22 protein-coding genes and 1 pseudogene are annotated in these 25984 nt (G+C 70.8%); 11 read left to right on the top strand and 12 right to left on the bottom strand.

Going from position 1 to position 25984, the window contains the following annotated elements; genetic code table 11:
• Window positions 1-4 precede the first annotated feature (4 nt).
• The 3 genes from IH68_RS0122730 to IH68_RS58175 are packed head-to-tail and all read right to left on the bottom strand — an operon-like array spanning window position 5 to window position 4658.
• A complete protein-coding gene (locus IH68_RS0122730) occupies window positions 5-1678 on the bottom strand; it encodes a (2,3-dihydroxybenzoyl)adenylate synthase (protein ID WP_030938130.1) in 1674 nt (557 codons plus the stop codon).
• A gap of 11 nt (window positions 1679-1689) precedes the next feature.
• On the bottom strand, window positions 1690-3741 hold the full coding sequence (locus tag IH68_RS0122725) for an acetate--CoA ligase family protein (RefSeq protein ID WP_037885029.1): 2052 nt from the start codon (window positions 3739-3741) through the stop codon (window positions 1690-1692).
• Window positions 3738-4658, bottom strand: coding sequence for an FAD-dependent monooxygenase (locus IH68_RS58175; RefSeq protein WP_234341494.1), 921 nt, complete (start codon window positions 4656-4658; stop codon window positions 3738-3740). The genes IH68_RS0122725 and IH68_RS58175 overlap by 4 nt, the downstream gene beginning before the upstream one ends.
• A 62-nt stretch (window positions 4659-4720) precedes the next feature.
• On the opposite strand from IH68_RS58175, the gene IH68_RS58170 reads away from it, so the two are divergent.
• Window positions 4721-5329, top strand: coding sequence for a hypothetical protein (locus IH68_RS58170; protein ID WP_234341490.1), 609 nt, complete (start codon window positions 4721-4723; stop codon window positions 5327-5329).
• Window positions 5330-5459: 130 nt separating this feature from the next.
• Window positions 5460-6275: a PaaX family transcriptional regulator C-terminal domain-containing protein gene (locus IH68_RS0122715; RefSeq protein WP_030938124.1), complete on the top strand. Its 816-nt coding sequence runs from the start codon at window positions 5460-5462 to the stop codon at window positions 6273-6275.
• 4 nt (window positions 6276-6279) lie between these two features.
• Here the strand turns inward: IH68_RS0122715 and IH68_RS0122710 are convergent, their stop codons facing one another.
• Complete coding sequence (locus tag IH68_RS0122710; protein ID WP_030938122.1) at window positions 6280-7938, bottom strand: hypothetical protein; 1659 nt, start codon at window positions 7936-7938, stop codon at window positions 6280-6282.
• A 181-nt stretch (window positions 7939-8119) separates the two neighbouring features.
• Here IH68_RS0122710 and IH68_RS0122705 point away from each other — a divergent pair, with 181 nt between their 5' ends.
• A complete protein-coding gene (locus IH68_RS0122705) occupies window positions 8120-9334 on the top strand; it encodes a chitinase (RefSeq protein WP_030938120.1) in 1215 nt (404 codons plus the stop codon).
• 159 nt (window positions 9335-9493) lie between these two features.
• Here IH68_RS0122705 and IH68_RS0122700 read toward each other — a convergent pair whose 3' ends face one another.
• Complete coding sequence (locus tag IH68_RS0122700) at window positions 9494-10174, bottom strand: dienelactone hydrolase family protein (RefSeq protein ID WP_037885027.1); 681 nt, start codon at window positions 10172-10174, stop codon at window positions 9494-9496.
• Between the two features lie 218 nt (window positions 10175-10392).
• Here IH68_RS0122700 and IH68_RS0122695 point away from each other — a divergent pair, with 218 nt between their 5' ends.
• Entirely contained in the window at window positions 10393-11115 is a 723-nt protein-coding gene (locus IH68_RS0122695; RefSeq protein WP_030938116.1) for an FAD binding domain-containing protein, read from the top strand.
• Here IH68_RS0122695 and IH68_RS0122690 read toward each other — a convergent pair.
• Window positions 11105-11797 carry a LolA family protein gene (locus IH68_RS0122690; protein ID WP_030938114.1) on the bottom strand — a complete coding sequence of 231 codons (693 nt, stop codon included), beginning with the start codon at window positions 11795-11797 and terminating at the stop codon, window positions 11105-11107. The two genes, IH68_RS0122695 and IH68_RS0122690, sit on opposite strands and share 11 nt — an antisense overlap.
• A 25-nt stretch (window positions 11798-11822) precedes the next feature.
• Window positions 11823-12743: an SDR family NAD(P)-dependent oxidoreductase gene (locus tag IH68_RS0122685; RefSeq protein WP_030938112.1), complete on the bottom strand. Its 921-nt coding sequence runs from the start codon at window positions 12741-12743 to the stop codon at window positions 11823-11825.
• 139 nt (window positions 12744-12882) lie between these two features.
• Between IH68_RS0122685 and IH68_RS0122680 the strand changes: the two genes are divergently transcribed.
• Window positions 12883-13746: a helix-turn-helix transcriptional regulator gene (locus IH68_RS0122680; protein WP_037885026.1), complete on the top strand. Its 864-nt coding sequence runs from the start codon at window positions 12883-12885 to the stop codon at window positions 13744-13746.
• A gap of 4 nt (window positions 13747-13750) precedes the next feature.
• Here the strand turns inward: IH68_RS0122680 and IH68_RS0122675 are convergent, their stop codons facing one another.
• A complete protein-coding gene (locus IH68_RS0122675) occupies window positions 13751-14491 on the bottom strand; it encodes a GntR family transcriptional regulator (protein WP_030938108.1) in 741 nt (246 codons plus the stop codon).
• A 224-nt stretch (window positions 14492-14715) separates the two neighbouring features.
• Between IH68_RS0122675 and IH68_RS0122670 the strand changes: the two genes are divergently transcribed.
• From IH68_RS0122670 to IH68_RS0122645, 6 genes are all read left to right on the top strand, one after another.
• Window positions 14716-15867 (top strand): ABC transporter substrate-binding protein, encoded by a 1152-nt coding sequence (locus IH68_RS0122670; RefSeq protein ID WP_030938107.1) that lies wholly within the window; start codon window positions 14716-14718, stop codon window positions 15865-15867.
• Window positions 15864-16766 carry an ABC transporter permease gene (locus IH68_RS0122665; protein ID WP_030938106.1) on the top strand — a complete coding sequence of 301 codons (903 nt, stop codon included), beginning with the start codon at window positions 15864-15866 and terminating at the stop codon, window positions 16764-16766. Before IH68_RS0122670 ends, IH68_RS0122665 begins: the two co-directional genes overlap by 4 nt.
• Entirely contained in the window at window positions 16751-17569 is an 819-nt protein-coding gene (locus tag IH68_RS0122660; RefSeq protein ID WP_030938105.1) for an ABC transporter permease, read from the top strand. The genes IH68_RS0122665 and IH68_RS0122660 overlap by 16 nt, the downstream gene beginning before the upstream one ends.
• A 3-nt stretch (window positions 17570-17572) precedes the next feature.
• The gene (locus tag IH68_RS0122655; RefSeq protein WP_030938104.1) at window positions 17573-18649 is read left to right on the top strand and encodes an ABC transporter ATP-binding protein; all 1077 of its coding nucleotides are present in this window, start codon (window positions 17573-17575) and stop codon (window positions 18647-18649) included.
• 59 nt (window positions 18650-18708) lie between these two features.
• A complete protein-coding gene (locus tag IH68_RS0122650) occupies window positions 18709-20175 on the top strand; it encodes an HAD-IA family hydrolase (protein ID WP_030938103.1) in 1467 nt (488 codons plus the stop codon).
• 133 nt (window positions 20176-20308) lie between these two features.
• Window positions 20309-20776, top strand: coding sequence for a hypothetical protein (locus tag IH68_RS0122645; protein WP_030938102.1), 468 nt, complete (start codon window positions 20309-20311; stop codon window positions 20774-20776).
• A 2-nt stretch (window positions 20777-20778) separates the two neighbouring features.
• Here the strand turns inward: IH68_RS0122645 and IH68_RS0122640 are convergent, their stop codons facing one another.
• The 4 genes and pseudogenes from IH68_RS0122640 to IH68_RS50015 form a co-directional block, all read right to left on the bottom strand.
• The gene (locus tag IH68_RS0122640) at window positions 20779-21774 is read right to left on the bottom strand and encodes an MASE1 domain-containing protein (protein ID WP_030938101.1); all 996 of its coding nucleotides are present in this window, start codon (window positions 21772-21774) and stop codon (window positions 20779-20781) included.
• 50 nt (window positions 21775-21824) lie between these two features.
• Entirely contained in the window at window positions 21825-22655 is an 831-nt protein-coding gene (locus IH68_RS0122635) for a PP2C family protein-serine/threonine phosphatase (RefSeq protein ID WP_030938100.1), read from the bottom strand.
• A gap of 161 nt (window positions 22656-22816) precedes the next feature.
• Entirely contained in the window at window positions 22817-24457 is a 1641-nt protein-coding gene (gene pgm, locus IH68_RS0122630) for a phosphoglucomutase (alpha-D-glucose-1,6-bisphosphate-dependent) (RefSeq protein ID WP_030938098.1), read from the bottom strand.
• A gap of 81 nt (window positions 24458-24538) precedes the next feature.
• Window positions 24539-25731, bottom strand: a pseudogene (locus IH68_RS50015) (serine hydrolase domain-containing protein).
• Window positions 25732-25984 lie beyond the last annotated feature (253 nt).

The raw sequence follows: 25984 nt of genomic DNA, 5'->3' as shown, positions 1-25984 counted from the left end.
GGAGTCACCGGGCATCCGGGGTTCCTTCCACGTTCAGGCGGTGTGCGATGTCGGCGCGCAGGGCCTTCTTGTCGATCTTTCCGACCTTGGTGGCGGCGAGTTCGGGGACGGTCACCAGCCGGTCCGGGAACTTGAAGCGGGCGACGCCCGCGCCCTCCATGACGTGGTGGATGTCGTCGAGGGTCACCGTGTGGCCCGGCTCCGGGACGACGTAGAGGCAGACGCGCTCGCCGAGCCGGGCGTCGGGCATCGCCACGGCGGCGGCGCGGGCCACGCCGGGCGTCTGGTAGGCGAAGTTCTCGATCTCCTCCGCGGAGATGTTCTCCCCGCCCCGGATGATCATGTCCTTGTCGCGGCCCTCGACGACGAGGTTGCCGTCGGGCCGCAGCCGCACGATGTCGCCGGTGCGGTACCAGCCGTCGTCGGTGAAGGCGCGGGTGTTCTGCTCCGGGGCGCGGTAGTAGCCGCGCGGGGTGTACGGGCCGCGGGTGAGCAGCACTCCCGGGGTCCCGTCGGGGAGGGGGTTGCCGAGTTCGTCGACGACGAGGAGTTCGTCGTCCTCGCACATGGGGCGTCCCTGGGTCGTGCAGATGATGTCTTCCGGGTCGTCCAGGCGGGTGTAGTTGAGGAGGCCCTCCGCCATGCCGAACACCTGCTGGAGGGTGCAGCCCAGTTCGGGACGCACCCGGCGGGCGACGTGGTCGGCGAGCCGGGAACCGCCGACCTGCAGGACCCGCAGGGAGCTCAGGTCGCTGCCGGGGTGTTCCTGGTGGTGGTCCAGCCAGCGCTGGGCGATGGCCGGGACCAGGGCGGTCGCGGTGACACTCTCGCGTTCGACGAGCGGGAACGCCTTCTGGGGGTTGGGCGAGCCGAGGACCACGCGGCCGCCGTTGAGCAGGGTGCCGAGCAGGCCCGGGCAGGCGAGGGGGAAGTTGTGGCCGAGCGGGAGGGCGGCGAAGTAGACGGTGTCGGAGCCGAACGCGCAGACTTCGGCGCTGCGTCGGGCGTTGTAGACGTAGTCGTCGTGGGTGCGGGCGATGAGTTTGGGCAGTCCGGTGGTGCCGCCGGAGAGCAGGAACACGGCGATCGAGCGGCTGTGGGGCCGGTAGGCGTCAACGGCGGCCCGGTCCCCGGCGGTAGCGGGTGCGGTGCACAGCTCCCGCAGGTCCACGGCATCGTCGCCGACCTTGTCGCCGAGGACGAGGACGTGCCGGAGCGTCGGCGAGTCCGCCGCGATCTCGAACGCCATTGCCCGGTGGTCGTGGCCCTTGAGGACATCGGGGACGGCCACGGCGACGGCCTCACTGTGCTCGACCAGATGGCCGACCTCGTGTCTGCGGTGTCCGGGCAGCGCCATCACCGGGATGACACCGAGACGCAGACAGGCGTAGGTGAGGATCACGAACTCGGCGGTGTTGGGGAGCTGCACCACCAGCCGGTCGTCCGGGCGGAGCCCGAGTGCGGCCAGCCGCAGTGCCACCGCGTCGGCCCGCTCAGCGAGTTGACGGTACGTCAGCCGCCGGTCGCCGTCGACGAGCGCGACGGCGTCGGGAGTGGCGTCGGCGACGGTGTGGAGCCGGTCGCCGATCGCGTGGCCCTCCCAGTAGCCCTTGTCGGCGTAGCGCCCGGCGTACTCCTCGGGCCAGGGCACAGCGCCTTTGCTGCTCGGCCTGGGCATGTTCGGTCTCCTCAGCGGTCCTGGGCGGGTGCAGCGGTGGGGACGATCACGGCGTCGAGGGCGATCAGTCCGTCGGCGGTGAGACGCAGCGGGTTGATCTCGATCTCGGCGGTGCGGGGGCTCGCGGCGAGGGCGGCGGCCAGCGCGGACACGGCCCGTCCGAACTCGGCGCGGTCGAGCTGCGGCCCGCCGCGCCAGCCGTCGATCAGGGCGCGGGCGGCCAGGTCGTCGGGCATTCCGGCGGCCTCGTCGACGGAGAGCGGGGCGAGCCGGATCGCGACGTCGGCGAGTGCTTCGGCGGCCGTGCCGCCCAGCCCGGCGAGGACGACCGGCCCGAAGACGGGGTCGCGGCGCACGCCGAGCACCAGGTCGACGCCGGGCGGCGCCATGGCCTCGACCAGGTAGCGGCGGTCGGGTCCGATGGCGTCGAGCGCCGCGTCGAGTTCACCGGGGGTGCGTACGCCCAGGTGGACTCCGCCGATCTCCGTCTTGTGCAGGATCGCGGCGTCGAGCACCTTGACGGCGACGGGCCCGCCCAGCAGGTGCAGGGCGTGGTGGGCGTCGGCGCGGTCGGCGCAGGCGACGCGTTCGGGGGTGCGGATGCCCAGTTCCGTGAGGAAGGTTTTTGCGGCGTCCTCGTCAAGCGGCCCGGACGGCACCGAGACGGCCGGTTCCTGCCCGGCTGCCTGGGTGGGCACGGCCCGTTGCCGGGCATGTGTCACCAGGGCCCGTACGGCATTGGTGGCGGACGCCGGTCCGGTCAGTGCCGGAATCCCGGCCTTGTGCAGCCGTGCCCGCTGTTCGGCGACATCCTCGGGCAGACCTCCGACGATCACCACGGCCGGGGAGTCCGCGCCGAGCCCGGCGTCCTGCGCGGCCGAGGCGAGGTCGACGCTGTCGGGCTCCGTGAGGGCGTAGACGGCCAGCAGGTCCACCTCGGGATCCGTGGCCGTGGCGGCGAGTACACGGGCGAAGGTCTCGGCGGGCCGGCCGGTGTCGACCGGGTTGCGCTGGTAGGTGAGCGGGGGCAGCAGTTCGCGCAGGGCACCCTGGGTGGTGTCGGCCAGCTCCGGCATACGGATGCCGTCGGAGCCCGCCCGGTCGGCGATCAGCAGACCGGGCCCGGCCTGAGCGGTCACGAGACCGAGCCCCGGATCCGGGTCGGGGCACAGCTGGATGCGGGAGAGGGCCGTGAGGGCGTCCACCAGTTCGCGTTCGTCGTCCACCACCACGGCTCCGGCCTGCCGTAGCGCGGCCCGTGTCGTGCGCCAGGAGGTGGCGAGCGCTCCGGTGTGCGACCGGGCGAAGTCCCCGACGTCCGTACGGCCGACGACCAGGGCCACGACCGGTTTCACGGCGGAGACCAGCCGTACGGCCTCCACCAGCCGCGGCCCGTCGGGAACCGTCTCCAGGTGCAGCGCCACGCCCGTCGTACGGGCGTCGCCCGCGAGGTGCTCCAGGACGTCCGCGGCGGTGACGTCGAGGCCGGCCCCGATGCCGACGCCGAGGCTGATCCCGTTTCCGGCGGCGACCAGGTCGAAGGCGAGAGCGTGGTTGACGCCGCCGCTGGCGGCGACCACCGCGATCTCCCCGGCCGGAAGCTGCCCGGCCGCCGGCACGAAGCTGGCCGTCAGGCCCAGGTGGGGGGCGAAGAACCCGGAGGTGTTGGGTCCGAGCAGCCGCACCCCGGTCTCCCGGGCGACGCGGTACAGCGCCTCCGCATACGCCAGGCCCTCCTCACCGGCCTCGCCGAAGCCGCCGGCGCAGACCAGTGCGGCACGGCAGCCGACCGCGGCCGCCTCGGCCAGCGCGTCCGCGCAGCCGGCCGCGGGGACGCACAGGACGGCCAGGTCGAGCGGTGCGTCGGTGTGTGCGGCGGCTTCGGCGACGGAGGCATACACGCCCTCGCCGGGCTCCGGACGCCGGGCGTTGACCAGGGCCCGGGCGCCGGAGAAGGGGCCCAGCGAGCGGGCCATGGCGGCGCCCAGCTTTCCGCTCTGCCGCGAGGCGCCGATCACCACCACGCCCTCGGGAGCGAACAGCGGGGTCAGGTTCGTGCTCATGTCTGCTCCCGTCCCACCAGGTCGGCGCGTCCGGACAGCAGCAGCGTCTCGGCCCGGTCCTCGTCCAGCCCGTCCTCCATGATCAGCGCGGGCACTCCGTGCACCAGCCGGGCCTGTTCGGCGAGCAGCGACCGGGTGAGCGGGATTCCGCCCTGTACGGCGACCAGTTCCGGGGGTGTGTCACCGGTCAGGGCGTCGGCCAACTGGTCGTAGATCTGCGGGAGTCGATCCTCGCTGTCGGGTGCGGTGAGCCACAGGTCCTCCTCGGTGCGCAGTGCTGCGAGGTCGGCGCCGGTCAGGCTCCGCCCGGTGAACTCCCGCTCGCCCAGCTGCAGTGGCGTGTCCAGGGGTAGGTGGCCGTCGTGCGTGGCCCGCCAGTCGCGTACGACCTGGTCGACGAAGCCGGGATCGCGGCGCGCGATCCGTTCCTTGCCGATGCTGCGGGAGATGAAGTGGAAGGCGAACTGCGTCGGCTCGAACGCGTCGTGGTAGCGCCCGAAGTGCTCCCACCAGGAAAGGCTCGGCCGTGCGGAGTTCTGGATCTTCTCCACCGAGGGGCGGCGGGCCGCCTCGTAGGCCTCCAGGGCGCTCGGCAGGTCGTCGCGATGGCCGAGGAGACTGTCGGCGAGGGCGACGGCGTCCTCCATGGCCATCTTCGTTCCGGAGCCGACGGAGAAGTGCGCGGTGTGGGCGGCGTCGCCCAGCAGGACGACGTTGCCGCTGTGCCAGCGGTGGGTGCGCCGGGTGCGGAAGTTGCCCCAGCGGGAGTTGTTGACCAGCAGTTCGCGGCCGTCGATCTGTTCGGCGAAGAGCTTCTCCAGATACGCCTTGCTCTTCTCGTCGCTCGGGCCGGGCGGCTGCGCGGTGTCGAACTGGTCCAGCCCCGCCCTGCGCCAGGACTCCTCGTCGGTCTCCACGATGAAAGTGCTGACGCGGTCGCTGATGGGGTAGCCGTGACGGCGAAGGTGCCGTGCGGGCCGTGCTCGTGCACGAAGGTCAGGCCGTCGAAGAGATAGTCCGTGCCGAACCAGATGAACTTCGCGGTCGCGACCTCCACCTCCGGCACCAGCACGTCGGCGAGCCGATCGCGGAAGCGGGAGTTCGCCCCGTCGGCGGCCACGATCAGGTCGTAGCCGGCGAGTTCGGCAGGGTCCGCGGGGACCTCGTGGCTGAAGCGGAGTTCGACCCCGACCTCCTCGGCACGCCGGTGCAGCAGTTGAAGCAGGGTCTTGCGGGTGATGGCGGCCATGCCGTTGCCGCCGCAGCGGATCCGCTGCCCCTTCAGCCGTACCTCGATGTCGTCCCAGTGCCGGCCGTACTCGGCGAGAGCCGTGCGCAGGACGGGGTCCGCCGCGTGGATCGCGGCCAGCGTGGCGTCCGAGAACACCACGCCGAAGCCGAAGGTGTCCTCGGCGCGGTTGCGCTCGAAGACCGTCACCTCGACCGACGGATCGGCCTGCTTGACCAGCGCCGCGAAGAACAGCCCGCCGGGGCCGCCTCCCACGCAAGCGATCCGAGAAACCATGGCTCCTGCCTCCACCTCGAGTACAGGCCCAGACTCAGGCCCGAAAGCATCCTGTGTCAATAGATCCACGAGCGTCAATAATTTGTTGCACTTCCGCGTTCGCCTCGAAGCGGTAAAAACCCTGCACCTCAGTGCATTCCTCGGCTCGATCGGTCATCCTCACGACGGCCGTCCGTGTGACATAGTCAGTTTCGTGAAGCCACGATCGATCGTCTTCGACCTGTTCGGCGACTACGTCCGCTACCGCGGCGGCGCCGCCCGGCTGCGCACCCTCAGCACACTGATGGGCTGCTTCGGTGTCGGCGAGAGCACGGTGCGGGTGGTGCTGGCGCGCCTGCGCAAGGAGGGCTGGTTCGACGTCCGGCGCGAGGGCCGGGAGACGCTCTACGCGCTCAACAAGCGCAGCCTGCAGCTCCTCGACGAGGGCCGTTCACGGATCTTCGACCGGGCACCGTCCGACTGGGACCGGCACTGGTACATGGTCATCTACTCGGTGCCCGAGTCCGAGCGCGCCGTACGCGACCACATCCGCAAGGAACTGGCCTGGCTGGGCTTCGGCCCGCTCGCACCGTCCACCTACGTCTGTCCGCACGACCGGCTGCAGCAGGTGCGGGAGAGGTTCGCGGACGAGCCGGCCGTACGCCTGGACACACTGCGCTGTCAGTCCGGCGGGCTGCCGGTCGACCGCGAGATGGCGGCCCGCAGCTGGGATCTTGCCGCGCTCAACGAGGACTACCGGGAGCTGCTGCGCACGTACCGCGTCCGGATGCCGTCATACCGGGCCGGGGCGCTGAGCCCCGAGGAGGCGCTGGTGGAGCGCATGCGGCTGACTTACGACTACCGCAAGTTCCCCTTCCGCGACCCGGATCTGCCCACCGAGCTCCTCCCGGCGGGCTGGGTGGGCCACGAGGCGCACGACATGTTCCTCGAGGCCCACGAGATCCTCGGCCCCTCGGCCGAGTCGTACTACGACGAGGTGGCCGAGTCACGGCCTGGCGCCCGGCCGTAGGGCGCTAACCCGGGCGGGTCTCCAGTCGGCAGCAGCAGGACGCCTCGATCGGTACGTCCGCCGTTGCCGTGGCGATCTTCAGCTGCTGGGCCACGATCTGCGCCTCGCCGTCCTTGCCGAGCCGCACGAGGCACTCGTGGAAGCCGTGCAGGGCCCAGACATTGGCGGGGTGCTGCTGTGCGCGCGGCAGGGTGCCGTCGAGGCCCAGGTCGGCCCGGTAGACGGCCTCGGCCTCCGCGACCAGGCCCTGTTCGAGGAGCAGTGCCCCGTAGGCGTGCCGGGTGGGCTGCATCCAGCCCCAGGGTTCGTCATAGGGAAGACCGTCGTCCAGCTCGATCGACCGGCGCAGGGCCGCGAACGCGGCGTCGTGGTTCCCCTTGCGGTAGTCCAGCTCTCCGTCCAGCATCGCAGCGGCGATCGCGAGGATGTCCGCGCAGGTGTTGTTGAACAGCATGCGGGTCTCGGGGACCCGGGCGACCGCGTCGCGGAAGAGCCGCCGCTCGGCCTCGGCCTCGTCGATCCGGCCCGTGGCGGAGAACGCGACACCGCGGGCGTAGTGCAGCATCGCCGTGCTCACGCAGTACAGGCGTACATCGGCGGGCATCGGAAGGGCGAGGATGTCGCCCCACCGGCCGAAGCGGATGAGCACATGCACCCGCATCGCGAGGAAGCTCTCCAGCCAGTCCGCCATGGGCGGGCTCTGCACCCGGAGCAGTTCCTCGGGCACGGCCGCCTCGAGCCGGTGCACCGTGTCGATCGCGTCCCGGTAGCGGCCGAGGAACATCGCTCCGTAGATCTTGAAGTGGAGGTTGTGGCACCGGTACAGGGTGTAAAAGTTCATCGCTCCGGCCCGGGCGTGGAACTTCTCGTCGGCTTCGATCGCCGTGGTGTTGTCGGAGACGACCCGACGGTAGTCGCCGCAGAGCACTTCCAGATGCGACGGCATGTGCTGCAGATGTCCGGCGTCCGGCATCAGACCGCGCAGCCGGTCACCGGCCGGCAGGGCGGCTTCGGGGGTCGGTGACATCTCCATGAGGTGGATGTACATGTGCAGCAGGCCCGGGTGGAGCGTGCCCGCCTCCGTGGCGAGCGCCTGTTCCAGCACCGCCCTGGCCTCGGTGGTGCGCGCACCCAGGGCAGGTGTGCCGGTGCGGATGTCCCATAGTTGCCAGGGAGTGAGGTTCATCAGGGCGTCGGCGTACAGGGTGGCCACGTCGAGGTCGTCGGGGGCCAGTCCGTGGACGGCCCGCATGCTGTCTGCATAGGCGGTGTTCCACACGGAACACTCCTCGACGGCCGGTGCCCGCTCCTGCGGATATCGGGCGCGCAGGGCGCCGACGAGGGCCTGCTCGACGGGGGTGGCCCGGCCCGCCTTGGCGTGTGCGCGCTGCACCGCGGCGTGGGTGCGCTGCACCGTCCGGGCCAGGTCCTGTTCGTCGAAGAACTCCCAGGGCTTGTTGTAGTTGGGGCCGAGCGCATAGGCCATGCCCCAGTCGGCCATGGCGCAGTCGGGATCCGCCGAGGCGCAGGCCTCGAAGCAGCGCACGGCCTCTTCGTGGTTGAAGGCGAAGGTCCAGTTCAGTCCGCGGTCGAACCACATTTGCGCCTCGGGCGACGAAGTCGTCACCCGCCGGCCGTGACTGCCGAGGTCGTAGTAGCTCACAGACGACGAAATACCCCACACCGGCTATAACGCACAAGACCCACCCTCGAACCTGACAGGTACAAGGCAAAGGAATGGCATGGTCTAGACCAAGAAGCTGTTTGGTCTAGTCCAAAGCATGGACGCGGTCACGGTCCGGCAGGAAGCTGGGGCACTCCCCCACCCCCATCGGAGGCACACCGTGAGACGTCTTCGTGCATGCCTGGGCGCAGCCGCCGCCGTCGGACTCACCGCCGCAGGAACCACAGCCCTGACAGCGGGCCACGCCTCGGGCGCGACCGCCGCGCTCAGCAACCGCTGGTACGCGGCCGCCCCGTACCTGATGCCGCTGGACAACGACCCCCCGGACCCCGCCGCCATCATGGACGCCACCGGTCTCAAGGCCTTCCAGCTCGCCTTTGTCCTCGCCCCCAACGGCGGTGGCTGCTCGCCCACTTGGGGAGGCACCGCCCCCGTGTCCTCGGACACGGCCGTCCAGTCCGTCATCAACACGATCCGCGGCAAGGGCGGCGACGTGTCCGTCTCCATCGGCGGGTACGGCGGCACGAAGCTCGGTCAGGTGTGCTCGGACGCGGCGGCGACGGCGGCCGCCTACCAGCAGGTCATCACCAAGTACGGCCTCCACGCGATCGACTTCGACCTGGAGGAACCGGAGTACGAGAACACCGCGGCGATCAAGAACGAGATCGGCGCTGCGAAGATCCTCCAGCAGAACAACCCCGGCCTGTACGTCTCCGTCACAACGGCCGGTACGGCCGACGGCACCGGCTGGTTCGGCAAGCAGATGCTGCTGGAGGCGAAGTCGCAGGGCTTCACGCCGAACAACTTCTCCATCATGCCCTTCGACGGCGGCTTCAACGGCGCGGCCTCGCAGACCAGCGCGCTCACCAACTTCAACTCCATCCTCCAGTCGACGTTCGGCTGGGACCAGGCGACGGCCTACGCGCACGAGGGCTTCTCCGGGATGAACGGTCGCAGCGACACCGGTGAGATCTTCACCCAGGCCGACTTCCAGACCGTGCTGGACTACGCCACCAGCCACAACATGGACCGCTTCACCTTCTGGTCCCTCAACCGCGACCGCCAGTGCACCCCGCCCGACAACGGCGGGCGCACCTCCGGCACTTGCTCCAGCGTGGCGCAGAACTCCTGGGACTTCGCGAAGTACTCGGTGAAGTTCGCGGGCGCCACCCCGCCGGACTCGACTCCCACCCCCACTCCGACGCCCACGCCGACACCCACCGCGTGCAAGTCCGCCTGGAGTTCGAGCGCCGTCTACACCTCCGGTGACGAGGTCTCGTACAACAAGCACAATTGGAAGGCCAAGTGGTGGACCCAGAACGAGACGCCGGCCGCCACCGACTGGGGCCCTTGGCAGGACGAGGGGGCGTGCTGACCGTCCGCCCTGGCTGAAACGGCCCGGTCGGCGTCCGGCGCCATCCCTCGTCTGCGGCGCCGTCATGGCTGGTCGCGCCCACGCGGCCGAGCCGCATATCGATACAGCCCCGCGCCCCTCGGGGCGCGGCCGAACCGCAGCCGACTTCGCGCACCCCGTTCAGAGGAAGACGGCACCGTCCGCCGCGCAGGCCCTCGCGGCCAGTCCCTCGGAGTCCGGATCCGGCTGCAGTATGCGGGCGACGATCTCGGTCGTGGCCCGGTGCCAGTCGCCGCTGCGGCGGAGCATCGCATGGTCTCCGCCGCGGACCAGCACCAGGCCGGCCCTGGCTCCGGCCTCCCGGGCCCTGCGTACGTAGTCCGCCGACTCGGCGGGCGGCGTCACGTGGTCGCGGTCGCCGTGCAGGACCACCAGCCGCCCGCCGCCGAGGTGGCGGGCGGAATCCTGCGGCGGGCACCAGGGTGCCAGCGCCAGCACGCCACGCACCAGCGGGTGCGAAGCGGCCCGCAAGGCCGCCCTGGCTCCCATCGAGTGCCCTACGAGGACGGTGGGGACCGTTCCCGCCAGCCGCTGGAGTTCGTCCAGCGCCTGCAGTGCGTCGTGGGCGGGATCGGCGTCGTTCCAGCCCTGGTAGCGGTAGTGGACCTGCCCGAGCAGGACGTCGGGGGGCAAGGCCGCCGCGGCCGCCCGCAGGACCGGGAGCATACGGAGCGCGGCCGGCTGCCAGGGGTGCGCCGTCCGGCGGCTCAGCTCGTGGCCGCCGTGCAGCGTCACGATCGCCGCAGCCACGGCTTCGGGCGGCGCGTGCCGCACGATCAGCGCGGACTCGTTGCGCTGCACTGCCCCACGGTTCCTCACCAGTACGGCACCTCTCCACTCCGGACACCTCATCCTCCCCCGAAGCTCCGGGACGGCGCCGCGGAGGGGGCGCACGCAGTAGATCAGTGAGCCCTGTACGCGCCTCCACGCAGGTCGGGAAAATGCGCCAGGTCGGCTCTGTCGTGGCCGAGAAACCGTGCACGTCAGCTCCAACTCGTCGAGAAAGCAGGTCGGCTCCCGTGCTGCTACGTCTGCCAGAGTCCGTGTCCGAAGCGCAGGAGTGCCTCGCCGAGGGAGCCGTACCCGTCGGCGGGGCAACGCTGATCTGGGCCGGCTGGCAGCGCGACGGATTTCCCGAGCAGGCCATGTCGCTGCGCAGCCTGCCGGAGGCCAATGTGATCGGGCGCGGGGCGCTGGGCGCCGCCGTCGTGCTGAACACCGTCGACGAGCGCGTGCCCGAGGTGCTGCGCCGGGCGGCCGCCGCGGTGGGGACGGGAGCCGTGCGCCGGACGGCCACTGTCGGCGGCAACCTGGTCGGCAGCACACTGCGTTGCCTGCTGCCGGCGGCGCTGGTGCTGAAGGCCTGGGCGACGGTGCTCGACCAGGACCGGGTCTACGAGACCGACCTCGCCGAAGTCCTCGCCAAGCACCACCTGCTGCTCAGCCTGCACTGGCGTGAACCACTCGCCAGCAGCTACCGCAAGCTGCCCGGCGACGCGGGCGGGCAGCCGCCGTTCGTGGTCGCCGCCGCGGTGCATGCGGATGACGGCGGACCCGACCGCCTGCATGTCGCCGTCCGCGACGGCTACGACGTGCTCACGGCCGATGTCTCCTGTAGCGCCTGGAGTGAGGAGGCGATCGTCGCACTGGGCGACACTGCGCTCGGCTCACTCCCCTCCGTGGTGTGGGAGGCCGTTCGGGAACACGTCTCCCATCTGCTGGCTCGCCCGGTCAGTCGGTGAGGCCCTTCTTGTCCAGCACCTCGGCCGCCTTCGGGGCCTGGATGTCCAGGGGTGCGTCGAAGTCGCGGAACGATGTGGTGGTGCTGTACTCGGTGCCCTCATAGACGGTTTTGAGCAGGTACGGCTTGCCTTCCGTGGCCACGTAGAAGGTGTACGTGCCGCCCTTGTCCGCCTTGTCGGTCACGGTGACCGAAAGAGCGTCCCGGCCGTCGACGCGGGTGGTTCTGCCCTTCGTTGCCTTGCCGAACGAGTCGAAGGGCCGTTCACAGGAGGCGAGCCCCTTCTCGCGGTCCTTCGACTCGTCGACAGGCGACTTCAACCACAGTTTCTGATCGCCTCGGACGCTCGTGTCGCCGTTCCATTTCTGGAGGTACTTGCGGTCCGGGCGCACGTAGTCCGTGGTGCCGATCCGGATCTGTTCCAGGGTGCCGCCCTCGGACCAGATGACCTTCGATCTGCACCGGTCGTCGAGATCGGTCGCGAAGCGGGTGGTGACCGTGCCGCCCTTGGTCGCCTCGGTGGTCATGTCGATCCTGACGGATTTCAACCCGCGCATCGTGTCGTTGGCGTCGTCGAGTATCTCGTCGGCCGACCGCTCGTCGGCGGTGCCGCATGCCGATACGGCCGTCCCTGTCAGCAGGCACGTCATCACGACCGTCACCGCAGTGACCAGGTTCCGCATGGATCCCCCCCTGTCCAGTCCATGATCACCCCGGAGAGCCTACCAACCGCTCTGCGGCGTCCCACAGTTCACGTTCGCGCCGGGGGTCGTACGACTCCTGCGACGACCGGGCGACCCGCGCGTGGTCGACGTAGGAGCCGGTCGGTGCGCGGATCGTGCCGAGGGCTAGGTCGGCGAGGTGGCGGCCCGCGACCGTGCGGCTGGTGGCGACGGGGGTGAGGGTCAGCGCCGGCAGGATGCGGCGCATGGCGAAGCGGGAGAGGGGGCCCGCGTTGCGGGCGAGGCCGGTGCCGGGGACGAAGCCCGGGTTGTAGGCGATGACGTCAATGCCGGTCGGCAGGCGGCGGGCGTACTCGTGGACCAGGTGGATGGCGGCCAGCTTGCTCGTCGAGTAGGCGGTGCGACCGGCGGTCGTGGTGTCCGGGTCGGGGAAGGCGCACGGGCGGGCGAGGGTGTCCGGGGTGTTCCAGAGGGGGCCGGGGACCATGCCGAGGTTGTGTCTCCAGTCGCCGAAGTGGGTGTCGCTGGCGGTGATCACGATGCGGGCGGGGCGGGCGAAGTCGCCTTGCAGCCGGCGCACGAACAGGTGGTTGGCGAGCACGTTGACGGCGAAGGTGGCCTCGAATCCGTCGGGGGTTTCGGTGCGTGCGTTCGTGTACTGCACGCCCGCGTTGGCCACGAAGCCGTGCAGCGGCGGCAGTTCACCGTCGTCGAGGCGTGCGCGGATCTCCTCGGCCGCCGACCGGACGCTGTTGAGGGAGGCGAGGTCCGCCGTGACGTACGAGACCGGGCGTCCGCCTGTGCCGAGTTGGGCCGTCAGGTGGGCGCCGGTGGAGCCACGGGCGACGAGCAGGAGGTGGGTGTCCGGTGACTCGCGCAGGATGCGTTGCGCGGCGGCGCGGCCGATCCCGCTGCTTGCTCCCGTCATCACGATCGTGGACGGCATGCCTGACTCCTTCGCTGGTCGGTCGGCGAGCGATGTCGGCCACACTCGCCGTTGCCACTGCCGTCAGCCAGTGCCGTCCGCGTCACTAGGACTGGCAGTACCCAGGCTGTCGCCGCCCCGGACGAAGACAATGGGGCGCATGGCTGCCTCCCGCTCCGATTTCGGCTCGCTGCTGCACCGATGGCGCGATCGTCTCTCCCCCGCCGATGCCGGTTTCACCGCGACGAGCGGGCGGCGTGCTCCGGGGCTGCGTCGCGAGGAGCTCGCGCAGCTGGCCGGAGTGTCCGTGGACTACGTACTGCGGCTGGAACAGGGCCGCGCGACAAGCCCCTCGGCGCAGGTCGTCGGTGCCCTGACCCGGGCGCTGCAGTTGTCGCGGGCCGAACGCGACCTGTTGTACAGGAGCGCCGGGCTGCTACCGCCGCAGGACGCCACGATCAACACCCATGTGCCCGCCGGCATCCAGCGGCTGACCGCACGGCTGGGCGACGTCCCCATCGGGGTGTTCGCCGCCGACTGGAACCTGGTGTGGTGGAACGCCATGTGGTCTGCCCTGCACGGCGATCCCGCCACGGTGCCGCCCGTCGAACGCAACCTCGCCCGCGCCGTGTTCGGCACCGGAGCAGCCCATGCGGCGATGCGGCCCGTCAACTCCGAACGCGGCGGCGAAAGTTTTGCCGCGTCGATCGTCGGCGATCTCAAGCACGCGCTCTCCCGCTACCCGGCCGACACTCAACTCAGCTTTCTTGTACAGGAGTTGAAGGAAAGGTCCGCCGTTTTCGCAAGCCTGTGGGAGACGGCGGCGACGGCCGAGCACACCACCGACCGCAAGACCGTCCGGCATCCCGAGATCGGCGACATCGTCCTCGACTGCGATGTGCTCGTCGTCCCGGGCGCGGATCTGCGCATGGTCACCTACACCGCGGCGGCGGGCAGCAGCGACGCGGGAAAACTGGATCTGCTGCGCGTCACGGGCGGGCACGCCGCCTCGCCGCTTCCCTGAGGTCTCACTCCGCCGTCTTGCGGGCCAGCGCGTTGTTGTCTATCGAGTTGTGCACGCTGAAGCTCACGGCGTCCGAGCGGTAGCGGTCGTCCGACCACTCCACGGGGCGTCCCTCTCGGGTGGTCGTGACGCGGCGGACGCGCAGCAGGGGGCTGGTGCGGCGGATGCCGAGGAGTTCGGCGTCCTGCGCGCTCGCCGCGACCGCGTCGATGACGTGCTCGCCGTACGCGAAGACCAGGCCCGTACTGTCGTACAGCAGTTGGGTGACGGACGGGGCGTACGGGTCGATCGTCTCGACGGCGGGTGAGATCCAGTCGGCGTACACGGTGCGCTCGACGAGGACCGGTTCGCCGTCCAGGCCGCGGACCCGCAGGACGTGCAACACCTGTGTGCCTTCCCGGAGTTGGAGACGGGCGGCGTCCTGCGCGGTGGCGGGAAGGTACTCCTGGGCCACAACCTGGCCGGTGGCCTCGCGGCCCATGGCGCGGGCCCACTGGGCGAAGCTGCGCAGTTCGGCGAAGCTCTGGCTGCGGCGGCTGGCCAGGACGACCCGGCGGGCGCCCTGGCGGGAGCCGATCAGGCCCTCGGCGGTCAGCGCGGCGACGGCTTGGCGGACGGTGCCGCGCGAGACGCCGTAGTGGGCGGCGAGTTCCGTTTCGGCGGGCAGCCTGCTGCCGACTGTGTACTCCTCACGGTCGATCGCCCGCCGCAGCTCGTCGGCGATCTCCTCGTGTCGTGTCGCCACCGTTTCCCTCCGAGTCTGCTGCTGTGCACAGCGTGACCAGCCTAATCGAGACCGTCAAGTGATCGCGCTTGCCTCGAACTGTGCAGGGATTGGGAGGTCACAATTTCGCCACTGTTTACCAAGAGGTCACCACAGGCGGCCTTACTGAGGCCAACTTGTTCAGACAAGTTCTCAGCCTTTTGCGTCTTCGTGCGTCCTCCCCTGCGCTCACCTATGGAGTCACCGTGTCCCAGCCGAGAACAGCCGCCCTGGCCGGCTCCCTCGCCGTCGTAGCCGCGCTCGCCCTGAGCGCCTGCGGCGCCGCTCCCGACAACGCGTCGACCACCGCCGACGGCAAGAACGCGGCCACCGCCACCTCGGCCGCCGCCTTCGGCGGGCTCGACGCCCTGGTCAAGGCCGCCAAGAAGGAGGGCACGCTGCACGCGATCGCGCTGCCCCGCGACTGGGCCAACTACGGCGCCCTGATCGACGGCTTCACGAAGAAGTACGGCATCAAGATCACGGTGGAGAACCCGGACGGCACCAGCCAGGACGAGATCAACGCCGTGACCTCCCGCAAGGGCCAGGACCGCGCCCCGGACGTCCTCGACCTCGGCAGCTCCTTCGCGCTCAGCGCCGCCCAGCAGGGCCTGCTCGCGCCGTACAAGGTGACCTCGTACGCCGACCTGCCCGCCGGGCAGAAGGACCCGCAGGCGCGCTGGTACAACGACTACGGCGGCTACATCTCCATCGGCTGCGACGCCAAGCGCGTCAAGACCTGCCCGACCACCTTCAAGGACCTGCTCAAGCCCCAGTACAAGGGCCAGGTCGCGCTCAACGGCAACCCCACCAAGTCGGGGTCGGCCTTCGGCGGTGTGTACGCGGCCGCGCTCGCGAACGGCGGCTCGTTCGACAACATCCAGCCCGGCCTGGACTTCTTCGCCAAGCTGAAGAAGAACGGCAACTACACGCCCGTCGAGTCGACTCCGGCGACCGTGGAGAAGGGCGAGACGCCGATCAGCATCGACTGGGACTACCTCAACGCCGGTTACGCGGACGAGTTCAAGTCCAAGGGCGTCGACTGGAAGGTGGCGGTCCCGTCCGACGGCCAGTTCTCCCAGTACTACTCGCAGGCCGTCAACAAGGACGCCCCGCACCCGGCGGCCGCCCGCCTGTGGCAGGAGTACCTGTACAGCGCCGAGGGCCAGAACCTGTGGCTCAAGGGCTACGCCCGTCCGGCGCTGATGCCGGCCATGGAGAAGGCCGGCACCCTGGACAAGGAGGCCGCGGCCAAGCTGCCGAAGGTCTCCGGTACACCGTCCTTCCCGACCGAGGCCCAGCAGAGCAAGGCCAAGACGGTCATCGCGGGCGGCTGGGCGAAGGCCGTTTCCGGATGACGGCCACCCTCACGGGCGTGGACGTGGCGCCGCCGCTCGCTTCGGTGAAGCGGCGGCGCCGGGTCCCCGGCTGGCTCGCCGTCGTCCCGCTGCTCGTGTTCGTCGCGGTTGCCTTCGGGGTGCCGGCGATCGCCATGCTGAACGGTGCGTTCAGCGTCAAGAACCAGACCACGGGCGCCACTTCGTACAGCACGGCAAACCTGACCACCTCCCTGCAGGGCGCCTATCTGACCGCACTGCTCGGCAGCGTCAAACTGTCCGCCGTGTCCGCCGGGATAGGGACCGTCCTCGGGCTGCCGCTCGCGCAGGTCGTGGTGACCTCCCGGTTCCGGGTGCTGCGCGAGGCCGCCCTCACCGCGTCCGGGGTGCTCGCCAACTTCGGCGGCATCCCGCTGGCCTTCGCGTTCGTTGCCACGCTCGGCAACGCCGGTGTGCTGACGAAACACCTGGGCCTCTCGGACAAGGGCTGGGACCTCTACAGCTTCTGGGGCCTGGTCGTCGTCTACCTGTACTTCCTGATCCCGCTCATGGTCCTCACCATCACGCCCGCCCTGGAGGGCCTGCGCTCCCAGTGGCGTGAGGCCGCCCAGAACAACGGCGCCACCGCCCTGCAGTACTGGCGGCATGTCGCCCTGCCCGTGCTGCTGCCTTCGCTGCTCGGTGGGTTCGTGCTCCTGTTCGGCAGTGCATTCGCCGCGTACGCCACCGCCGCGGCGATGGTGGGAAGTTCGGTCCCGCTGGTCACCCTGCAGATCGCCGACGCCATCTCCGGCAACGTGCTGGTCGGCCAGGAGAACGTGGCCCTCGCCCTCAGCCTCGACATGGTCCTGGTCGCAGGGCTCGTCATGGCCGTGTACCTGCCCCTGCAACGACGGAGCGCGCGATGGCTCGACGCCTGAATCCGTGGCGGTGGGTCGTCCTCGGCCTCGCCGCCCTGTACTTCCTCGTCCCGCTCGCCGCATCCGTGATCTTCACGGTCGATGTCCCGGGACAGGGCATCACCTTCGACGCCTACAGCCAGATCGTCTCCACCGACGGCTTCGGCTCCAGCCTGCTGCTCTCGCTGGAACTGGCGGTCGCCACCATCGCGATCGTCCTGCTGCTCATGGTCCCTGCCATGGTTGCGCTGAGACTCGGCGCCCCTCGGCTGCGGCCGGTCGTCGAGGTGGTGTGCTCGCTGCCGCTGGTCGTGCCGCCGATCGCGTTCGTCGCCGGTATCGCCACGGTGCTGAAGTGGGGCCCGGAGTATCTTTCGCGCACCCCGCTGTTCGAGACCATCGTGGCGATCCAGAACCCGAGTTTCCCGTTCGTGCTGGTGCTGGCGTACGTCGTGATGGCGTTGCCGTTCGTGTACCGGGCGCTGGACTCCGGGCTGCGCGCCATCGACGTACGCACGCTCGTCGAGGCTGCCCGCAGCTGCGGAGCCGCCTGGCCGCAGGCGCTGGTGCGGGCCGTGCTGCCCAATCTGCGTGGGGCCCTGCTGAACGCCTCGTTCCTCACGCTCGCGCTGGTGCTCGGTGAGTTCACCGTGGCCCAACTGCTCGGCTTCACGCCGTTCGCCGTGTGGATCTACAGCGTCGGCGGCTCGCAGGCCCAGCTGTCCGTCGCCGTGTCCGTGCTCAGCCTGCTCGTCACATGGGCCCTGCTCCTCACGCTCGCCGGCCTCGGCGGGCGAACCCGTACCGCTTCGTCCCGAGGATGAACCATGACCGCCACCACCCTTGAGAAGACAGCCGTCGGCAAGGCCGCCACGGTCGAATTCCGCGGTCTGCGCCGGGAGTTCGGGGCGACCGTCGCCCTGGACGGGCTCGACCTGACCGTGCAGCCGGGAGAGTTCCTGGCGCTGCTGGGCCCGTCCGGCTGCGGCAAGACCACCGCGCTGCGCATGCTCGCCGGGTTCGAACACCCCGACTCCGGTGAGGTACTGGTCGACGGCGAGGACGTCACCCAGGTGCCCGCGCACCGCCGGGACGCCGGGATGGTCTTCCAGTCGTACAGCCTCTTCCCGCATCTGAGCGCCCTCGACAACGTCGCCTTCGGGCTCAGGATGCGCAAGGTGCGTACGGCCGAACGCCGCTCCCGGGCGGCCGAGTTGCTGGAGCTGGTCGGCCTCGCCGACAAGGGCGACCGGTTTCCGCACCAGCTCTCCGGCGGCCAGCAGCAGCGCATCGCGCTCGCCCGAGCGCTCGCGCTGCGGCCCCGCGTGCTGCTGCTGGACGAGCCGCTGTCCGCGCTGGACGCCAAGGTGCGGCTCACGCTGCGCGAGGAGATCCGGCGGCTGCAGCAGGAACTCGGCATCACCACCCTGTTCGTGACGCACGATCAGGAGGAGGCCCTGTCCGTGGCCGACCGGGTCGCCGTGATGCGGGCCGGCCGACTCGAACAGTGCGCAGAACCCGCCGCGTTGTACGGGCGCCCGGCCACCGCCTTCGTCGCCGAGTTCGTCGGCACGATGAGCCGGATCCCCGGACGGCTGTCCGGCACGACCGTGGACGTCCTCGGCCTGCGGCTGCCCGCCGAGGGGACCCTCCCCGCGGCGGCGGAGGTGGACGTGCTGGTGCGCCCCGAGGCCGTGCATGTCACCGCGGACGCCACCGGTGACGCCCGGGTGATCGCCACCGCGTTCCTCGGCGCGGCCACCCGCATCACCGTACGCCTGGCCGACGGCACCGAGGTCAAGGCCGACCTGCCCACCCACGAGGCCGCCGCGCTGGGGGCTGGAGCGACCGTACGGGTGTCGCTGCCCGAGCGCCCGGTGCTGGTCGCCGAGCGGGCGGGGTGAGCTGCCGGACACTCGCCCGTAGGACATCAGGTGCATCCCCCCACAGGAAAGAAGAGACCGTGACCCAACCCCCGCTCCAGGCCGTGCTGTTCGACATGGACGGCACGCTCGTCGACACCGAGCGGCTGTGGTGGGAGGCGGTGCAGTACGTGGCCACGGGCCTCGGCCGGCCGCTGACCGACGCCGACCAGCCGGAGGTGCTCGGCAGGCCGGTCGAGCACACCGCCGCCTGGCTGGGCGGGCTCACCGGGACACCGGATCTCGCCGACCGGCTGCACTCCGAGTTCGGCGACCGCGTGCGCACCGGCATCGTGCCGCGTCCCGGCGCGCTCGGCCTCCTCGACGCCCTCGCCCGCGAGGGCGTGCCGACCGCCCTGGTCACGGCCTCGCCCCGCACGGTGGCCGACAGCGTCCTGGCCGTGCTCGGCGCCGACCGCTTCCACGTCTCCGTGACCGCGGACGACACCGAGCACACCAAGCCCGCCCCCGACCCCTACCTCGCGGCCTGCCGCGCCCTGGGCGTCGACCCGGCCCGCTGTGTGGCCGTCGAGGACACCTCCACCGGGGTCAGCTCCGCGGAGGCCGCCGGGTGCACGGTGCTGGCGGTGCCGTCGCTGGCGCCGATCGAGGCGGCTCCCGGGCGGACGGTCGTGGCCAGCCTGGAAGAGGTGACCCCGGACCGGCTGCGGGCCCTGGTGGTCCCCCGTCTGCGGGTGCTGAGCTGGAACCTCTGGTTCGGCGGTGCGAAGGTCGACGACCACCGCGCCAAACAGCTCAAGGTCATCCTGGACACGGAGGCCGATGTGGTGGGCCTGCAGGAGACGGCCGGTACGGCGGCCCGGGACCTCGCCGAGGCGCTGGGCTGGCACCACCACCAGGCCGGGGAGAACCTCGGCATCATCAGCCGCCACCCGATCACGGCCCGCCTCGGCGACCCCGGCGTCGGCTTCTACGGAGCGGCCGGCGCCCGCATCCGCATCGGCCGCGCACACGAGGTGGACGTGTGGACGGCGCACCTGCACTACACGCCGTACGGCCCGTACGAAGCGGCCTTCGACGGGCTGGGGCCGGCCGAGCTGATCGCCCACGAAGACGTCCGGCTGGCCCAGATGCGCGAGACCCTGCGCAAGATCGCGGAGTCGGCGGACGAGACGACCCCCGTGATCCTGACCGGCGACTTCAACAGCCCCTCCCACCTGGACTGGGCCGACGTGGCCTGGCCGGTGACGAGGGCGGCCGAGGAGGCCGGGCTGCGCGACTCCTACCGCGAGGCCCATCCCGATCCGGTCCGCGCGCCGGGCCACACCTGGTCGCCGGTCCACACCCACAACGAGGACGACATCACCCGCCCGGAACCGCAGGACCGTATCGACTACGTCCTCCACAACGGCCACGGTCTCGAAGTCGTCGACTCCCGCACCGTCGTCACCGGCGTCCCGTGCGCATGGCCGGACGTCGCCGGCAACGACTGGCCGTCGGACCACGCGGCGGTACTCACCACGTTCGCCGTCAACCACCGGGAGTGACGCGCCGGCGCAGTCCGAGCCCGAAGCGTTGCTCCATCCGAGTGGTGTATCCCGGTCAGCAGTCGTAGCGTCGGAACGAGTCCTGGCGTCAGAACGTCATAGCCTCGGTAGGAGACGGCAGCGGGGAGCGGACATGCGCAGGCACACACTGAGTACGGCGGTCACGCTCTGTTTCGCTGCCGCGCTCGCGGCAGCCGCCAGCGCACCCTCCGAAGCCCGGCCGGCGTCCCCGCCGTCCTCGCACGCCGCACGGCAGCAGGCCAGGGTCCCCGTGCTCGTCGACTGCTTCTTCCACCCGGAGGTGCGCCCCACCGACTTCATCCTCGCCTGCGGTGACGGCAACAGCCGCCTGGCCTCACTCCACTGGTCCAAGTGGGGCCCGGGCTCGGCACGGGCCGAGGGCGTCAACATCGTCAACGACTGCAAGCCGTACTGCGCGGCGGGCAAGTTCCACTCGTACCCGGTCGTCGTCCGGCTCGACCGGGCGCAGCCCTGGAAGAAGCACCCGCACCTGCAGCACTACAGCCGGATGACCCTCGAATACCCCGCCGGCAGGCCGGACACGTTCGCGCCGACCGTGACGTATCCCCTGTGGAACTGAGGTCACCGCCGGTCGTCCACCTCGATGGGCGGGCGGCTCGGCGGGTTCTCCCCCGCGGTGAGATGTTCCAGGACCTCGACCAGTTCCTGGCAAGCCTGTTCCACCGAACGCCTGGTGCTCAGCTGCTCGGCGATCACGGCTGACAGGAGCAGCGCGGTCAGCGCCATCGCGCCGTTGAAGGCCTGGAGTTTGATCATCACCTGGACGCCGGTCAGCCGGGCGAAGGGTCCGACCTCGTCCGTCGCCGCGATCGTGGCCATGACGGAGGCGAAGAGGGCGCACAGCATGCTGCCCGCGAGCTGGAAGCGCAGGGCTGCCCAGATCAGAAGCGGGTAGACCAGGAACAGCAGGCTCACGGAGCTGTGGGTGGCGAAGGGCACAAGGGCGCAGGTGATCAGGGCCAGGGCCACACCCTCCTTCCAGCGCCGCGCGCAGGGTTGGCGGCGCGCGCCGTACAGCACCAGCAGGACCGGAGTGACGATCAGGACGCCCATCGCATCGCCGGCCCACCACGCCGACCAGACAAGCCAGAAGCCGTCCGTGGCGAGTTTGCCGGTCAGGACGAGCAGCCCGGCGCCGGCGGTCGCGCTGATCAGCGTGGCGGTCAGCGCTGCCAGGAACACCAGCGCGAAGCCGTCCCGCAACCGCGCGAGGTCGGTGCGGAAGCCGACCTTGCGCAGCAGGTAGTACGCGCAGACGGGGGCGGCGGTGTTGCCCACGAGGGTGCCGGTCACGGCGGGCTGGACCGAGCTGATGGACATGACGACGAGGAGCGCGCCGAGTGCGATGCCGGGCCAGATGCGCAGGCCGAAGAGCAGCAGACAGGCCACCGCGACGCCGGTGGGCGGCCAGATGGGTGTGACGACGGCGCCCTCGACGACGAGCTGCCGCAGAAGTCCCAGCCGCCCGGCGGCGAAGTAGCAGGCAGCAACGGCCAGCGTCTGGAGGGCGCAGACGGCCGGTCGGCGCAGATCCTGAATACCCACCACGGCTGCCATCAGACATCGGTACCCCCTGGTCGGCGAGGCGGGAGGCGCCGGGTACGGCCCTATGGCTGAATGCCGGGACCGTCGTGGGTGACGACCAGTACGGCCGCGTCGTCCTCGTGGCCGACCCGCTCGGCGATCTTCATCACTCCGGCGGCGAGGACGTCGGCCTCCATGCCGGCCACTGCGGCGCTGCCCGCGAGCTGCACCACCCGGGCGAGGCCCTCGTCGACGCTCAGCGACGGCCCTTCCACCACACCGTCCGTGAGCAGGACGAACACGCCGCCGGTGGTGAGCCGGTGACGGGTCACGGGGTACTGCATGCCTGCCGCGATGCCGAGGGGCGGTCCGCCCTCGTCCTCGGCGATGCCGCACTGTCCGTCCGCGGTGGCCCAGATGTGGGGGATGTGTCCGGCCCGTGCGCTCTCCAGGACACCGGTGGCCGGGTCGAGCCGTATGAAGGTGCAGGTGGCGAAGAGGTCGGTGCCGAGGGACAGGAGCAGGTCGTTGGTGCGGGTGAGGAGTTCGCCGGGATCGCCGGTGACGGAGGCGAGTGCGCGCAGGCCGACCCGGACCTGCCCCATGAAGGCGGCCGCCTCGATGTTGTGGCCCTGGACGTCGCCGATGGACAGTCCGATGCGGCCGTCCGGCATCGTGAAGGCGTCGTACCAGTCACCGCCCACGTTGAGGCCCTGGCAGGCCGGTGCATAGCAGACGGCCAGGTGGTAGCGGCAGGCGGCCGGCAGGTCCCGGGGCAGCATGCCGCGTTGCAGGGCGAGGGCCAGCTCCACCCGGGAGCGCTGCAACTCCGCGAGTTCGCGTGCCTGGGCGGTCAGCGACCCGAGGCGGGCAAGCAATTCGTCGCCGTCCTCTGTCGGACGCTCGAGGGACATTGATCACTCCGGCGGGACCGTGGGCCATGGCCCCTTCGGGGCAAATCCACAGATTATGCGTTTAACGGGATGTTCGCGACATGGCGGCCTGCGAAGTCGCCGTGCGGCTTCGCCGGCCCGCACTGCCACGGTCCGCCACCCCCGTCGCCGTAGGGTCCGGATCAGCCGCCGAGGGCCGCCATGACCACGTCCTTGGCCTCCTCCTGCACCTCGCGCAGATGGTCGGGGCCGCGGAACGATTCGGCGTAGATCTTGTACACGTCCTCGGTGCCCGAGGGGCGCGCCGCGAACCAGGCGTTCTCGGTGGACACCTTGATGCCGCCGATGGCGGCGCCGTTGCCCGGGGCCTCGGTGAGCACCCCGGTGACCGACTCCCCGGCCAGGGTGTCCGCGGTGACCTGCGCGGGTGAGAGCTTGGCGAGCAGCGCCTTCTCCTCGCGGGTCGCGGGGGCGTCGATGCGTGCGTAGGCGGGTTCGCCGAAGCGGGCGGTGAGGGCGGCGTAGTGCTCCGAGGGGGTCTTCCCGGTGACCGCGATGATCTCGGAGGCGAGCAGCGCCAGGATGATGCCGTCCTTGTCGGTGGTCCACACCGAGCCGTCCCGGCGCAGGAAGGACGCCCCGGCCGATTCCTCCCCGCCGAAGCCGATCGAGCCGCCGACCAGCCCGTCCACGAACCACTTGAACCCGACCGGCACTTCGACCAGGCGGCGCCCCAGGTCGGCGGCGACCCGGTCGATCATGCCGGAGGACACCAGGGTCTTGCCGATGCCCGCGTCGGCGGGCCATTCCTTGCGATGGCCGTAGAGGTAGGAGATGGCCGTGGCCAGGTAGTGGTTGGGGTTCATCAGGCCGGCGTCGGGGGTGACGATGCCGTGCCGGTCGGCGTCCGCGTCATTGCCCGTGGCGACCTGGAAGCGGTCGCGCTGTTCGATGAGCGAGGCCATCGCGTAGGGCGAGGAGCAGTCCATACGGATCTTGCCGTCCCAGTCCAGCGTCATGAAGCGCCAGGTGGGGTCGGCAAGAGGGTTGACCACGGTCAGGTCGAGGCGGTGCTGTTCGGCGATCCGGCCCCAGTAGGCCACCGAGGCTCCGCCGAGCGGGTCGGCGCCGATACGGACGCCTGCTGCGCGGATGGCGTCCAGGTCGAGCACATGCGGCAGGTCGGCGACGTAGGCGCCGAGGAAGTCGTGGCGGCGGGTGGTCTCGGCGGCGATCGCCCGCGCATACGGGATGCGCCGTACGTCCTTCAGCCCGGCCGCGATGATCTCGTTGGCCCGGTCCTGGATCCAGGAGGTCGCCTCGGAGCCCGCGGGTCCGCCGCTGGGCGGGTTGTACTTGAAGCCGCCGTCGGCGGGCGGGTTGTGGGAGGGGGTGACCACCACGCCGTCGGCGAGGCCGGAGGTGCGGCCTCGGTTGTGGGTGAGGATGGCGTGCGAGACCGCGGGGGTGGGCGTGTAACCGTCCGCGCTGTCGATGAGCACGGTCACCCCGTTGGCCGCGAACACCTCGAGGGCGGTGACCCGTGCCGGCTCGGACAGGGCGTGGGTGTCGGCGCCGAGGAAGAGCGGGCCGTCGGTGCCCTGCTCGGCGCGGTACTCGCAGATCGCCTGGCTGGTCGCGGCGATGTGGTCGTCGTTGAACGCGGTCGCCAGGGACGACCCGCGGTGCCCTGACGTGCCGAACGCCACCCGCTGGCCCGGGTCGGCCGGGTCCGGGTGCAGCGCGTAGTACGCGGTGACCAGCCGGGCGACGTCGACGAGGTCCTCGGGGCGTGCCGGGCTGCCTGCTCGCTCGTGCTGCATGTGCCCGCTCCTCCACATCGGTTGACCAAAACGCTTGCCGCCTCATCTTCCCTCGTCGTGGCGGCGGCTCGCGAGAGCGGGTCAGTGCTTGGAACGTGCGAGCAGCGCGCAGACGAAGTTCTCCTGAACGGTGCGCAGTCGGCTGAGCAGCTGCGGGGTCTGGGACTGGTTGATCTGTGTGGTGACGGAGAAGGTCAGGGAGCGGCGGCCGTCGGGGGTGGCGGCGATGAGCTGGGTGTACCCGGGGAAGTTGCCGGTGTGCCCCAGGACGACACCGCACCGGGTCGCGTAGCGGAAGATGGCGAGGCCGGCCATGTTCCGGCCGGGGCCCGCGGGTTCGGACGCGCCCGCGATCCAGCGCCGTTGCTCGCGCACGACGTTTTTGCCGTAGAGGGCGCCGCCCGCGTAGCCGCGGATGAAGCGGGTCATGTCGGCGGGTGTGGAGATGATGCCGCCCGACGCCCAGGAGCCTGAGGCGCCGAGGAGTTCGCTGACGTCCACCGGAGGCGGCGGTCCGGCCACGTCGTAGCCGTGCAGATAGGGCTCGGGGATCATGTAGCCCTGGGGAAGGGTCGTGTCGTGCAGGCCCAACGGGCGGTAGACCAGCAGGCGCAGCAACAGCTCGTACGGCTTTCCGGTCGCCGCCTCCGCCATCAGGGCGACGGCGATGTTGTCGGAGTTGGAGTAGCGGTACTGGGAGCCCGGGCGGAAGTTGAGGGGCTGGTCGGCGACGAAGTCCAGCAGGCGGCGGGAGTCGAAGTGGCGGTGCGGGTCGGCGGCGAGGAGGGCCCGGAACTCCGCGTCCGCGCTGAAGTCCGGCAGCCCGCTGGTGTGGTTGAGCAGTTGCCGGAGCGTGACGCGGTGCCAGGCCTTGGGCAGTCGTGGCAGCCGTTCGCCGAGCGTCTCGTTCAGGCGCAGGGCGTCCGGTCGACGAGGGTCAGGGCCACGGCTCCGCTGAAGGCCTTCGCCGTGCTGGCGATGCGCATGTGGTCGTACGTCTGCGGGCGACGGCCCGTGGCGAGATCCGCGACACCCGCCCGTACGACGCGGGTGCGCCCGTCCGTGCGCAGCACTGCGATGACTCCGGGGGGTCCGCCGGGGGCGTGGACGAGCTGCTCGATCTGGTTCTGCAGGTCGCTGCCGCGTGCTGCGGGAGCGGCGGCGGTGCTCGCGGGGGCCTGGCAGAGCGCTGCCAGGCAGACCGCGGCGAGGCCGGTCGCCCGCAGTCGGGACCGGAGCGGGAAGAGACGGGCCGGGGTGGAGCGAAGGGGCATCGGATCTCCCGGAAGAACCGTTGGTGCAGGCCAAGCCTTTCCCCAAGCCGGGGTTGAGGCTCTTCCGGCTGCTGCATACGGCCCAACGGCTCATCCGTCGGCCGACGCCACCCTCATCGCCTTGCCCTGGGGGATGGCCATTACATCTGCTCAGCGAGGGTGAGCAGTGCGGGCAGCAGGTCCCACCGGAGTTCTCCGGGCTCACCGGTTCCCTGCCCATCAGGGTGCCTTTCATCGCGCCCCTTTCCACTCC

The sequence above is a fragment of the Streptomyces sp. NRRL S-646 genome, from assembly GCF_000720765.1.
Lineage (GTDB): Bacteria > Actinomycetota > Actinomycetes > Streptomycetales > Streptomycetaceae > Streptomyces.
The sequence above is the reverse complement of the archived record's forward strand: the minus strand, read 5'-3'. Positions and strand labels throughout refer to the sequence as shown.